The sequence below is a fragment of the Streptomyces prunicolor NBRC 13075 genome (assembly GCF_000367365.1).
Taxonomy (GTDB): domain Bacteria; phylum Actinomycetota; class Actinomycetes; order Streptomycetales; family Streptomycetaceae; genus Streptomyces; species Streptomyces prunicolor.
On record NZ_BARF01000030.1, the window covers coordinates 50,355 to 62,438 of the forward strand.

Genomic DNA, 12,084 nt, shown 5'->3' on the forward strand with positions numbered 1-12,084 from the left:
CGGAGGTTTGACCAATGGATTGGTTTCATCGCAGGTCGGCCGCATAACCCGGAAGCACCCGGCGCAGGGCGCGCAGCGCGTAGTACGCGCGGGACTTCACCGTACCGGGCGGAATTCCGAGGGTCGCCGCGGCTTCCGCCACACTCGCCCCTTGGAAGTACACGAGCACCAGGACTTCACGGTGCTCCGGAGTGAGTGTCTTCACAGCCTCCCGCACATCGAGCGTCGCCGCCGACCGTTCCGCGTGATCGGCGCATACGCGTGCGTTCTCCAGCACCGCGTCCCCGACCTCGGGCGGTCGCGCCTGCCGGGCCCGGCGCGCGTCGATGGCGAGCCGCCGGCCCACCGTCAGCAGCCAGGGCCGTACGGACTCGAAGGCGTCGGCGCGCAGCGCCTCGGGGTGCTGCCAGGCCCGTACGAGGGTCTCCTGGACGAGATCCTCGGCGCGCTGGCGGTCGCCGTCGCAGAGCCGGAGCAGCAGCGCGAAGAGCGGCCTGCCGTGCTCGCGCTGCAGTGCGGCTAGCTCGTGCTCGGCGGTCGTTCCGTCTCTGAGCGTGGGTCCGGCCGTCATGGCCGTATGGCATCGCAGGGGGCCGCCCGGGGACAGGGGGCGCACGAGGGGCTTGCGGCGGACGGTCGATCGCGTCGACGAACGGTGCGACGAACGGTTCACGCCGCCTGGCGATCCGCCGCACGCGCACACCGGACGGGTCATCAGAGGCCGGAAGTCGTTTGCGGGGGCGGTGAAGTTCATACCTATTGGTGGGTAAATATGACCACAGTGGGGTGAATTGATGATCGCACGCAGACAACAGGTGGCCGTCGCCGTGGCCGGCCTTCTCACCGCGGCCGCCGCCTGCCAGGCCCAGCACCACACCTCGAAGGCATCCGGCCGCCCGGCGCCCCCCGCCGCCCACGGCTTCACCCTCGTCGCCGCCGGTGGCATCCTCCCGCACAGCTCCGTCCTCGACCGCGCCCGCTTCGACGCCGGCGGCACCGGCTACGACTTCCGCCCGATGCTCGCCGCCGTCCGACCCCTCGTCTCGCACGCCGATCTGGCGCTGTGTCACATCGAGACCGTCTACGGCGACTCCACCGGCGCCGTCCCCCTCGCCGCCCCGCCCGAGGAGGCCCAGGGCCTCGCCGCGACCGGCTACGACAGCTGCTCCACGGCGTCCGGCCACAGCCTCGACGAGGGCACCGTCGGCATCCAGCGCACCCTCGACGCCCTCGACCGCGCCGGCGTACGGCACACGGGAACGGCGCGCACCGACGCCGAGGCGCGCACGGTCGCCCTGCTGCGCGCCGGGCCCGCGAAGGTCGCCCACCTCGACTACACCGCCGACACGAACGGCGTCCCGCTCCCGCCGGCCGAGCCCTGGGCCGTCAACCCCCTCGACCCCGCCCGCGTCCTCGCCGACGCCCGGGCCGCCCGGCGCGCGGGCGCCGACGTGGTCGTCGTCTCCCTGCGCTGGGGCACGACGGGCCAGGCCGCGCCCGACCCGCAACAGGTGGCGCTGGCCGGTGAACTCACCGCCGCCCGCACCGACGGCCGCCCGGACATCGACCTGATCCTCGGCACCGACGCCCACACCCCGCAGCCGTACGAGAAGGTCAACGGCACCTGGGTGGTCTACGGGCTCGGTGACCAGATCACCGGCGCGATGTACGACAACGCGGGCACCCAGGACCCCGGCGGCAACCTGAGCACCGTCGGCCGCTTCACCTTCGTACCGCCCGCCCGGCCCGGCGGGCGCTGGGAGGTGGCCAAGGCGGAGTTCATCCCGCACCTGTTCGACATCGACGCGGGTCGGGTCGTGGACGTCGGCCAGGCGATCGGCCAGGGCGCCGACCTGACCGGCGACCGCGACCGTATCCGTGAGGCGGTGCTGAGCCGGGGTGCGGCGAAGGACGGGCTGGTGATGGGGAAGTAGGTGGCGAGAGGGCGGGGTCAGTCGACGTCGACGTGCGCGAAGGTCTCCAGCATCCGGGTCAGCACCCGTGCGCACGCGCGTACGTCGGCCTCCGTCAGCTCGCCGCCGACCTGGCGCATCAGATAGTGCTCGCGGCCCAACACGTCGGCGATGGTCGACCGGCCCGTCTCGGTCAGCCGGATCAGCGAGGACCGCTGATGCGCCGGGTTCGGCACGCTCTCGACCCAGCCGTGCGCCGCCGCGTCGTTGACCATGCGCTGCACGAACTGTCGGCTCAGTGCCTGGTCGCGGCCCATCTGAGGAACCGTCATGGGCCCGTGCAGGCGCAGCAGGTTCAGCACGGCGCGCACGCCCGCGGACACGCCCTCGACCGGTTCGGCCTGCTCCACCTTGCGCGCCGCGCGCCGGTAGAGCGGGCCGACGAGGTCGAACACCTCGGTGAGGCGGTGGCCGAGTTCGTCGGGGGGGAGGGGCGCGGGAGTCGGGGGAGTCGCGGGAGGGGAGTCGTTCACGAACACATCATGACACCTGGGTTGCCAAACCCAGTCCCAAGATGACACCTTGGTTGTCATGACAGCTGCCTCGGAACTTGCTTCGGAACTGAGCTTCTTCGCATCTGCCGACGGGGACCTGGCCTACCGCGACATGGGCACCGGCGACCCCGTGGTCCTCCTCCACTCCGGCTTCGCCGACCACCGCGTCTTCGACGCCCAACTGCCCTCCCTGGCCGCCGACTTCCGCGTCATCGCCCCCGACATCCGCGGCCACGGCTTCTCGGCCAACGCGAGCAAACCGTTCCGCTGGGCCGACGACCTCGCGGGTCTCCTGCGTCACCTCGACCTCGGCCCCGCGGTCCTGGTCGGCCTGTCGATGGGCGCCGCCGTCGCGACCGACACCGCGCTGGAGCACCCCGAACTGGTCCGCGCGATCGTCGTCAGCGGCGGCGGGACCAGCGTGTTCGCGTACAAGGACCCCGAGCTGCTGGAACACACGGCCCGCGCCGGGCAGTTGCTCGCCGCCGGCGACATCGCGGGCTGGCTCGACCAGTTCACGCGGGGCGTGGCAGGCCCGCACCGCACGCCGGACCAGGTCGCCCCGTCGGTCATCAGCCGCCTGCGCGAGCTGACCGCCCACACGATCTCCAAGCACACCCCGGGCGAGAAGGACTGGTACGTCCCGCTGCCCGACCCGTGGTCCGGCGTCCCGAAGCTGGACATCCCGGTCCTGGCCATCCATGGCGCCGTCGACTGGCCGGACAGCATCGCCATGGCGCAGCGCTTCGCCGACACGGTCCCGAACGGCCGCTCCACGACCATCGAAGGCGTCGGCCACTACCCGAACATGGAGAAGCCCGACCGCTTCAACGAGATCCTCACGGACTTTCTCCGCTCCCTGTGACGAAACTCAGGTCCGCGGCCTTCAACGAGACCGGCTCCAACCGCAACCACACGGTGCCGTGCGTCGCCGGGTCGGCGTACAGGTAGCGCACGAACCGCTCGTCCCACAGCGCTTCGTCCGTGCCCAGATAGCGCACGAGTTTCCGCCGGCCGCGCTCGACATCGAAGGGCAGGATCTCGGCCCGCCCTCGCGCGATCACCTGCCGGACCAGCCCCGTCGCCAGGTCGCACTCGTCCACGACCAGGGCGATCGCCGGATCGGCCCGGACATGGTCGACCAGCCGGGCCCACGGCCCCGTCAGAACCCAGAACGCCCCGTCCTCCCAAAGGAACCAGACGGGGCGCACGGTCGGGCCGTTCGTCGCGAGGCGGGCCGTGAGCGGGCGGCGGAGGAAAGCGTCCACATCGAAAGGGGGAGCTGTCACCCGAACATCGTCGGACGCCAGAAGCCACCTGAACACCGTCCGGAGACGTAGGTCTACAGCACTACGGGATTACAGCACTACGGGACTACGGGACTACGGCACCACCGTCACCGGCCACCGCCCCGCCTTCACCAACCGCACCGCCACCGACCCGATGATCCGGTGCCCCGCCTGCTCCGACGCGCCCACGATGACCGCGTCGGCCTTTAGTTCGTCGGCCGCCTTGACCAGGCCGCCGTAGGGGTCGCCGCGGAAAGTGTGGAATTCCCAGCGGATGTCGAATATGCCCTTCACGCGCTCCGTCTCGTGGCGGATCTGGGCGACGAGGTTCTCGGCGATCTCGTCGGTCGTGTCGGCGACCGGTGCCCCCATGGCCGCGCCCGCCGCCAGCACCGGCTGCACGTACACGAGGGCGAGCAGCGCGCCCTGGCGCCTGGCCAGGCCCGCGGCATAGGACGCGGCCCGGAGCGAGGAGTCGGAGCCGTCCATTCCGGCCACGATCACCTTGGGCCCGTCCGTGCCCCGCTCGAACTGAGTTGAGTGCTGTTCCGTCACGGCCGTGAGGCTATCGGAACCAGCAGGTCCCGGACCCCGCCCGGTAGCGCTCGACGGGCGCGCCGCCCGCCCTGTTCCTACAGTCGGAACCATGACCGCCACGGTGGAGGCCGCCAGGCCCAGGGACACCAAGGGTCCGATACGGCCGCCCGGCAACGGGTTCCTCAGCCGGGTGCCCGAGGGCTTCGCGACCTTCTTCGGCGCCCTCGGCCTGCTCTGTGTCCTGCTCGCGTTCATCGCCCCGCTGCGCCGCGTCCTGCGCCCGGTGATCCGCTTCCTCGACCTCCTGATCGTCCCCGTCAGCGCCAACCTCGCCTACGCCGTCTTCCTGTTCCTGCTCGCCGCCGCGACCGCCGCCCGCAAGAAGATCGCCTGGTGGCTGGTCGTCGTCTACCTCGGCCTGCTCGTCCTGACCGACGCCCTCGGCGTGGCCCTGGGCCTGTACGCCGAGTCCCTCCCGTCCCTCATCGTGTGCGCCCTGCTGCTGGTCCTGCTGCTCGTGGCCCGCAGCCAGTTCTACGCCGCCTCCCGCCGCGCGGCCGTACGACGGGCCCTCGCCGTCCTCCTGGTCGGACTCGTCGTCGCGATCCTGGCCGGCTGGGGACTGGTCGCCCTGTTCCCCGGCACCCTCCCCACGAGCCAGCACCTGGGCTGGGCCGCCGACCGGGTCTGCGGCGGCCTGGTCTCCGGCCGCTCCTTCGACGGGCGCCCGCCGCGCGCCCTGTTCTTCCTCCTCGGCCTGTTCGGCGCGCTGGCTCTCCTGAACGCGGCCACCGTCCTCTTCCGCTCCCAACGCCTCGAAGCGGCCCTGCACGGCGACGAGGAGGACCGCATCCGCGCCCTCCTGAAGGCCTACGGCGGCCAGGACTCCCTCGGCTACTTCGCCACCCGGCGCGACAAGGCGGTTGTCTTCTCGCCCAGCGGAAAGGCCGCCGTCACCTACCGCGTCGAGGCCGGCGTCTGCCTGGCCAGCGGCGACCCGGTCGGCGACCGCGAGGCCTGGCCGCACGCCATCGCCGCCTGGCTGGACCTCGCCCGCCGGCACGGCTGGGCCCCCGCGGTGATGGGCGCCTCCGAGGACGGGGCGAAAGCCTTCGCCCGCGCGGGACTTGGTGCCCTGCAACTCGGCGACGAGGCCATCCTGCACGTCGCCGACTTCGACCTCGCGGGCCGCGACATGCGCGTCACCCGGCAGGCCGTGAGCCGCGTCCGCCGCGCCGGTGCCACCTGCCGTATCCGACGCCACGCCACCCTCACCGACACGGAGATGGAGGAGGTCGTCGACCGCGCCGACGCCTGGCGCGACACCGAGACCGAACGCGGCTTCTCCATGGCCCTGGACCGCCTCGGCGACCCGGCCGACGGCGACTGCCTCCTCGTAGAAGCACTGGGTGAGGACGGCAAGTTGCTCGCCCTGCTCTCCCTCGTCCCCTGGGGCGCCGACGGCGTTTCCCTCGACCTGATGCGCCGCGACCGCACCGCCCCCAACGGCGTCATGGAGTTCATGGTCGCCGAACTCTGCGCCGCCGCCCCGAAGTTGGGCGTCCACCGCATCTCCCTCAACTTCGCCGTGTTCCGCTCGGCCTTCGAGGAGGGCGCCCGCATCGGCGCGGGCCCGGTGCTCCGCCTGTGGCGCCGCCTCCTGCTGTTCTTCTCCAAGTGGTGGCAACTGGAGGCCCTTTACCGCTCCAACGCCAAGTACCACCCCGAGTGGTACCCCCGCTTCATCTGCTACGGCGAGACCGCCTCCCTGGCCCGCATCAGCCTCGCCTCCGGCATCGCCGAGGGCTTCGTCTCCGTACCGTCGCTCCGTCAACTCTGGGGAAAGGGGCACCAGAAGAGCGGCCCGCGCCCCGCGACCACCGAGGACCTGCCGCCCCTGTCGGCGCTCGGCCTCGACAGCGAGGACGAGGCCGACGGCCCGGACAGCGGCCTGCCCGAACAGGTCCGCGTCCGGCACCACAAACTCGACCGGCTGCGCGCCGCCGGCATCGACCCCTACCCGGTCGGAGTCCCGCAGCGCACCCACACCCTCGCCGAGGTCCGCGCGGGGGACCAAGTCACCGTCGCCGGGCGGGTGATGCTCGTGCGCGACCTCGGCGGCATCGTCTTCCTCACCCTGCGCGACTGGTCCGGCGATCACCAACTCGCCCTCACCCGCGCCGAGTCGGGCCCCGGCCTCGACCGCTTCGTCACGGACACCGACATCGGTGACCACATCACCGCGACCGGCCGCGCGGGCACCAGCGACAGGGGCGAGCCCACCGTCTTCGTCACCTCCTGGCAGCTCACCGGCAAGTGCCTGCGCCCGCTGCCCGACAAACACCGCGGCCTCACCGACCCCGAGGCCAAGGTCCGCATGCGCTACCTCGACCTCGTCGCGAGCCCCGCCGCCCGGGACGTGGTCCGCGCCCGCTCCACCGCCGTACAGGCCCTGCGCCAGGGCCTGTTGGAGCGCGGGTACCTGGAGGTGGAGACCCCGATGCTGCAACAGATCCACGGCGGCGCCAACGCCCGCCCCTTCACCACCCACATCAACGCCTACGACCTCGACCTGTACCTGCGCATCGCCCCCGAGCTGTATCTCAAGCGGCTCTGCGTCGGCGGCATGGAGAAGGTCTTCGAGATGGGCCGCACCTTCCGCAACGAGGGCGTCTCCTACAAGCACAACCCCGAGTTCACGATGCTGGAGGCCTACCAGGCGTACGCCGACTACGACGTCATGCTCGACCTCGTCCGCGAACTCATCCAGGGCGCGGCAACAGCGGCCTTCGGTTCGCCCGTCGCGCGCAAGGACGGCGAGGAGTACGACATCTCGGGGCTGTGGCCGGTCAAGACGGTCCACGGCGCGATCTCCGAGGCGCTCGGCGAGGAGATCGACGCCGACACCGAACTGGCCCGCCTGCATCGGCTCTGCGACCGCGCGGGCGTGCCGTACGGCGCCGACGACGGGCGCGGAGACGTCGTACTGGAGATGTACGAACGGCTCGTGGAGGAACCGACCCGGCTGCCCACCTTCTACAAGGACTTCCCGACCGACGTCTCCCCGCTCACCCGCCAGCACCGCACCGACCCGCGGCTCGCCGAACGCTGGGACCTGGTCGCCTTCGGCACCGAACTCGGCACCGCCTACTCCGAGCTGACCGACCCTGTCGAACAGCGCCGCCGGCTCACCGCCCAGTCGCTGCTCGCCGCCGGGGGAGACCCCGAGGCGATGGAACTCGACGAGGACTTCCTCGATGCCCTCGAATACGCGATGCCGCCCACCGGCGGACTCGGCATCGGCGTCGACCGACTGGTCATGTTCCTCAGCGGTCTGACGATCCGTGAGACGCTGCCGTTCCCCCTCGTCCGGCGCCGCTGAGCGCGCGAACGCTGGGCCGGGCGGGTGCTTTCCTGCCGCCGCACCGGTGTTGCCGTGGGCCGTCGGGGCTCGTGCGGGCGACTGATGAGTCATGAAGAAGGATCAGTTGCTCACGCGCCGACGGGCCCTGCTCGCCGGCGCCGCCGCCGTCGGGGCGGCCGGCACCGCCGGTCTGCTGTACTCCGGACTCTCGGACGACGCCCCCGTCCGGGCCGCCGCCCCCGCCGCCGGACCCCCACCGCGCCTCGCCCGCAAACCCTCCTCCTACCGCCTCCAGCCCGTGGCCGGATACGGCGCACCCCACGCCGCCCCCGCCCATGTCCCGGTGCGGCACGAACCCTTCCTGCGCATGTCCGGACGCGGCAACACCATGGTGCTCACCTTCGACGACGGACCCGACCCCCGCTACACCCCGCACATCCTCGACACCCTCGCCGAGTACGACGTGCGCGCCACGTTCTTCGTGTGCGGCGAGATGGCCGACTGGAACCGCGACCTGCTGGCCCGCATGTCCGACGAGGGCCACGTCGTCGGCAACCACACCTGGTCGCACCCGCTGCTGACGAAGATGACCCGGGGTCAGATCCGCTCGGAGATGGAACGCACCAGCGACGTCATCGAGGACGCCTACGGCGAACGCCCCCAGTGGTTCCGCGCGCCCTACGGCGCCTGGAACCGGGCCACCTTCCAACTCGGCTCCGAGCTGGGCATGGAACCCCTCGCGTGGACCGTCGACACCCTCGACTGGGACACCCCCGGCGTCCGCCACATCGTCAACGCGGTCGAGGACGGCGCCGCCCCCGGCATCGTGGTGCTCTCGCACGACGCCGGGGGCGACCGGACCCAGAGCGTGAAGGCGCTGCGCGAATACCTGCCGCACCTGCTCGACTCCGGCTACCACATGACGCTGCCGCGCCGCCGGACCACCACCTGACGCACCACCACCTGACGGGCTTTCGCCCGCCCGGCCGGGGAACGCTCAGCGGACCTCGACCAGGCGGGCGAAGACGACGACGTTCCCGTCGTAGCCGTTCTGCTTGGAGAAACCGCCGCCGCAGGTGATGACGCGGAGTTCCGGAGTTCCCTTGGACGCGTAGACGCGGTCGCCGGGGAAGTCCTTCTTCTCGAAGACCTCGATGCCGTAGATCTCGAACACGGCCGTCTTTCCGTCCTTGCGCGCGACCTCGACGCGATTTCCCTTCTTGAGGGCCCCGAGTCCGTAGAACACGGCGGGGCCCATTTTGTTGTCGACATGGCCGACGACGACCGCCGTGCCCTTTTCGCCGGGGGAGACGGCGCCGGTGAACCAGCCCGCCAGATTCGGGTCCTCCGGCGGCGGAGCGCCGACCCAGCCGTCCGCGTCCAGGCCCACCGGCATGACCGGGGCGTCGACCCGGATCGCCGGGATCCGCACCCGGTCGGCGACGGAGTACGGCAGCGGGGCCGGGACCTTGCCGAACGTGGTGTGGCCGGTCCGGGCGTCCGCGGCAGCGGCGGAGGCCGGCTGTGGCGGTCCGATGTCGAACTCCCCCGAACCATTCCGAATGAGCGCGAGACCGGTCAGCAGAACAAGCGCTATCACTCCCCACGGGGCGCGCTTCTTCTGCCGCTCCTCCTCTTCGGCAAGCTCGGACAGCTCCGACGCAGACATTCGCCATCCCCTCTCGACGCGGCCGTCGCCTCGTCAATCGCGCATACGAGAACGCTAAGTCCGGAAGCCGGAACCGGCGACGGGGAAAGCGCGAACGGGTGGCCCGGACATCCTTATGTGCGCCATACGAGTTGACGCCCGCAGGAATTTTCTGACGGTCCGTGACCTGCGGCAATATCCGATTGTGCGCTTTTCCCCCGGCGTGTCCTCTCACCAGGACGGACCATTCTCGAAATGCGGGCGCGCGCAAGGCATCTGAGGGTGCGTCTGGGAGGCGTTTTCTCGCCGATCGACCGGGGACGGGTCCCGGGGCGCCTTCCGCGGAGGATGACATGCGTACAACTCGTGCCCTGGCTGCCGCCGGTGCCGCGGTGGCCGTCCTGGGGGTCGCCGCCCCGGCGGCCGTCGCGGACGGCATGGGCGCCAGCCCCAGCAACATTCTCGCCCTGCCCAGCGTGATCGCCCGCGGTGGACAGCTCACCGTCACGGTCGACGGCTGCTTCAGCGGCGGCAACGCCATCGCCACCTCACCGGGGTTCGAACGCCCCGCCAACCTGTCCCTCCTGAACGGCTCCGGTACGACGTCCAGCGGAACGGCCAGGATCAGCAGGTCGGCCACCCCCGGCGCGTACAGCATCACGGTCCGCTGCTCCAACGGTTCCTCGCTGACCCGTGACTCGGCCTACACGGTCATCGGCGGTGTGCGCGGCGGGCTCGGCGGCAGCAGCAGTGCCGGGGCGACCCCGACCGACATGGCGATCGGCGGCGGCCTGGTCGCCGCGGCCGTCGTGGGCGGCGGGGTGTTCTGGATGCGCCGCCGCACCGAGCGCGGGATCTGACCTCCTCCCCTTCGGAGTTCAGTCGCACATGACAGGCCTTCGCCCCGGACCCTTGCGGGTTCCGGGGCGAAGGCCTGTGCGGGTGGTGGAGCGGTCAGGCGCCGTCCTCTCCGGTGCGGCGGCGGGAGAAGTGGTACGCCGCTCCCACCGAGCCCGCGATGAGGGCCGCGCCGATGCCGAGCTCCTTGAGGTCGAAGCCGGCGATGCTGCCGCCTTCACCGGCGTGGACCCCTCGCGGAATCTGCTGGGCCGGTTGGAGCGGCTGGATGTCGTTGTTCGTGCGGCCGGAGGCGATGGTCAGACCCGTGGAGCCGCTCACGCCGTCACACGTGAACGTCACCTGGTACACCGCGCCCGGCCTCGCGTCCCAGTCGACCATCGCCGTCGCCGAGGACTGCCCCGGCGAGATCCTGACCGTGTCGAAGACCCCGGAGGAGACCGTGGCGGAGCCCTTGCAGCCACCCTGGTCCCGGTCGAGCCGCAGGGTCACCTGGCCGCCCGCCGCGATCGTCGAGGGCAGGACGCTGAAGCCGAACGGCGTGATGTTGTGGTTGCCGTCGCCCTTCGCGACGGCGACCGGCGCGGACAGGGCGAGGGCGCTGATGCCCAGCAGTGCGGCCGAAGCGACGCGTATCGCGCGCATGGTGGTTCCTCCGGGTCCCCGAGGAGCAGCAGCGGACCTTTTCCGCTTGCGCCGTAAATGCACCTCGATGACCGAAACGCTAGGAACATGTGTGCGCTCCCGCGATCGCAGTCGCGCGAATGGGGCAACCGTGTGGGCCGCACAGGGGACACCGTTCCTGCGACCGGGGGACGCCCGCGGTGTGGCGGACGTCCCCCGACGACCGGCTCCGGTGAGGGGCCGTCAGTCCTTGATGTGCGGGAAGAGGTTCAGGAACGGCTGCGCCGACGCCGTGATACCGCGGCTGTAGGGCGCGTCGAAGTCCCAGATCAGGAACAGCAGGAAGGCGATCAGCGCCGAGAACAGCCCGGCGAGGATCAGCTCCCGGGTCGTACGCCGGATCTGCAGCGCGAAGACCATGCCGATGGTGATCACGGCCCCGGCGAGCAGCCCGAACCACACCACCGAGGGCATGGTCGCCCCGGTGGAGTCCGCGCGGGCGTTGCGTGCCTGGTCCGCGGCGGCCACCTGGTCGACGAGCGGCTGGTAGGCCTGTGCCTGGAAGTCCGTCTTCGGCTGGTAGGCGGTGACGTCCTGACGGATGCGGTCGAGGAGGTCGGTCCCGCGCTGGGTGAGCTTCTCGTGGTCGGCCATCGTCTTCCACTCGACGTCGACGACCTGCGAGACGTAGGCGTTGACGTCGGCCCGGATACGGTCGCGCGCGTCCGGCGGATAGGCCTGGACCCGCTCCGAGACCTCGTGCAGCGCCTGCGCCTCCGCCTGGACGTGGTCCTGGGCGGCACTGCGGGCCTCCCATACACCCGCGATCGCGAGGCCCAGGACGATGGCGTACACCACGCCGATCCACATCGTCATGTACTCGATGACGTCCGGGGTCTCACTGGGGTCCTCGTCCTCGGACGCCGAGCGTTCGCGGAGGAACGTGATGATGACGACGACGACACAGGCCGCCGCCATCGCGAGGGCGAGAACAAGCCATTCCGACAAGAGGTTCCTCCGGGGATCAGCGTGGACGCAGCGCGACGATGGCGACCACCGCGGGCAGGGTGATGAGCAGGACGTAGACGACCGGCGGCGTCCGGTTGGTGGCCGGCCGGGGACGCGGCTGGGCGTGGTACTTCGGATAACTCACCGGGGACGCCGAGGGATGCGGGCTGGGCTTGGGAGTTGGCGTCGGAGTCGGCGTCGGCGTCGGGGTGGGTGTCGGAGTGGGCGTGGGGGTCGGGATCACCCGGGGCGCCGGAGCCGCCGGTGCCGGGCGCGGTGCCGGAGCGTG

The 12,084-nt window shown here is 71.3% G+C and carries 12 protein-coding genes and 1 pseudogene; 5 read left to right on the top strand and 8 right to left on the bottom strand.

Going from position 1 to position 12,084, the window contains the following annotated elements:
* Positions 1 to 25: 25 nt before the first annotated feature.
* Positions 26 to 571 carry a sigma-70 family RNA polymerase sigma factor gene (locus SPR02S_RS13930; RefSeq protein ID WP_019057583.1) on the bottom strand — a complete coding sequence of 182 codons (546 nt, stop codon included), beginning with the start codon at positions 569 to 571 and terminating at the stop codon, positions 26 to 28.
* A 223-nt stretch (positions 572 to 794) separates the two neighbouring features.
* On the opposite strand from SPR02S_RS13930, the gene SPR02S_RS13935 reads away from it, so the two are divergent.
* Positions 795 to 1,934, top strand: a complete 1,140-nt coding sequence (locus SPR02S_RS13935) for a CapA family protein (protein WP_026150517.1) — start codon at positions 795 to 797, stop codon at positions 1,932 to 1,934.
* Between the two features lie 17 nt (positions 1,935 to 1,951).
* On the opposite strand, the gene SPR02S_RS13940 is transcribed toward SPR02S_RS13935, so the two are convergent.
* Positions 1,952 to 2,452 carry a MarR family winged helix-turn-helix transcriptional regulator gene (locus tag SPR02S_RS13940; protein ID WP_019057585.1) on the bottom strand — a complete coding sequence of 167 codons (501 nt, stop codon included), beginning with the start codon at positions 2,450 to 2,452 and terminating at the stop codon, positions 1,952 to 1,954.
* 52 nt (positions 2,453 to 2,504) lie between these two features.
* Between SPR02S_RS13940 and SPR02S_RS13945 the strand changes: the two genes are divergently transcribed.
* Positions 2,505 to 3,332 carry an alpha/beta fold hydrolase gene (locus SPR02S_RS13945; protein ID WP_019057586.1) on the top strand — a complete coding sequence of 276 codons (828 nt, stop codon included), beginning with the start codon at positions 2,505 to 2,507 and terminating at the stop codon, positions 3,330 to 3,332.
* Here the strand turns inward: SPR02S_RS13945 and SPR02S_RS13950 are convergent.
* Both SPR02S_RS13950 and SPR02S_RS13955 read right to left on the bottom strand, forming a co-directional pair.
* Positions 3,307 to 3,756: a pyridoxamine 5'-phosphate oxidase family protein gene (locus SPR02S_RS13950; protein WP_043258268.1), complete on the bottom strand. Its 450-nt coding sequence runs from the start codon at positions 3,754 to 3,756 to the stop codon at positions 3,307 to 3,309. The two genes, SPR02S_RS13945 and SPR02S_RS13950, sit on opposite strands and share 26 nt — an antisense overlap.
* 93 nt (positions 3,757 to 3,849) lie before the next feature.
* Positions 3,850 to 4,311 (bottom strand): universal stress protein, encoded by a 462-nt coding sequence (locus SPR02S_RS13955; protein WP_019057588.1) that lies wholly within the window; start codon positions 4,309 to 4,311, stop codon positions 3,850 to 3,852.
* A 91-nt stretch (positions 4,312 to 4,402) separates the two neighbouring features.
* On the opposite strand from SPR02S_RS13955, the gene lysX reads away from it, so the two are divergent.
* Positions 4,403 to 7,675, top strand: coding sequence for a bifunctional lysylphosphatidylglycerol synthetase/lysine--tRNA ligase LysX (gene lysX / locus SPR02S_RS13960; protein ID WP_019057589.1), 3,273 nt, complete (start codon positions 4,403 to 4,405; stop codon positions 7,673 to 7,675).
* 91 nt (positions 7,676 to 7,766) lie between these two features.
* On the top strand, positions 7,767 to 8,609 hold the full coding sequence (locus tag SPR02S_RS13965; protein ID WP_019057590.1) for a polysaccharide deacetylase family protein: 843 nt from the start codon (positions 7,767 to 7,769) through the stop codon (positions 8,607 to 8,609).
* Positions 8,610 to 8,654: 45 nt separating this feature from the next.
* Here SPR02S_RS13965 and SPR02S_RS13970 read toward each other — a convergent pair whose 3' ends face one another.
* Positions 8,655 to 9,326, bottom strand: a complete 672-nt coding sequence (locus SPR02S_RS13970; protein ID WP_019057591.1) for a class F sortase — start codon at positions 9,324 to 9,326, stop codon at positions 8,655 to 8,657.
* 332 nt (positions 9,327 to 9,658) lie between these two features.
* Between SPR02S_RS13970 and SPR02S_RS13975 the strand changes: the two genes are divergently transcribed.
* Complete coding sequence (locus SPR02S_RS13975; RefSeq protein WP_019057592.1) at positions 9,659 to 10,165, top strand: hypothetical protein; 507 nt, start codon at positions 9,659 to 9,661, stop codon at positions 10,163 to 10,165.
* A 94-nt stretch (positions 10,166 to 10,259) separates the two neighbouring features.
* Here the strand turns inward: SPR02S_RS13975 and SPR02S_RS13980 are convergent, their stop codons facing one another.
* From SPR02S_RS13980 to SPR02S_RS64455, 3 genes and pseudogenes are all read right to left on the bottom strand, one after another.
* On the bottom strand, positions 10,260 to 10,808 hold the full coding sequence (locus tag SPR02S_RS13980; RefSeq protein WP_019057593.1) for a hypothetical protein: 549 nt from the start codon (positions 10,806 to 10,808) through the stop codon (positions 10,260 to 10,262).
* A 222-nt stretch (positions 10,809 to 11,030) separates the two neighbouring features.
* Positions 11,031 to 11,795 carry a bestrophin-like domain gene (locus SPR02S_RS13985; RefSeq protein ID WP_086021616.1) on the bottom strand — a complete coding sequence of 255 codons (765 nt, stop codon included), beginning with the start codon at positions 11,793 to 11,795 and terminating at the stop codon, positions 11,031 to 11,033.
* A gap of 16 nt (positions 11,796 to 11,811) precedes the next feature.
* Positions 11,812 to 12,084, bottom strand: a pseudogene (locus SPR02S_RS64455) (hypothetical protein); the annotation flags it as partial.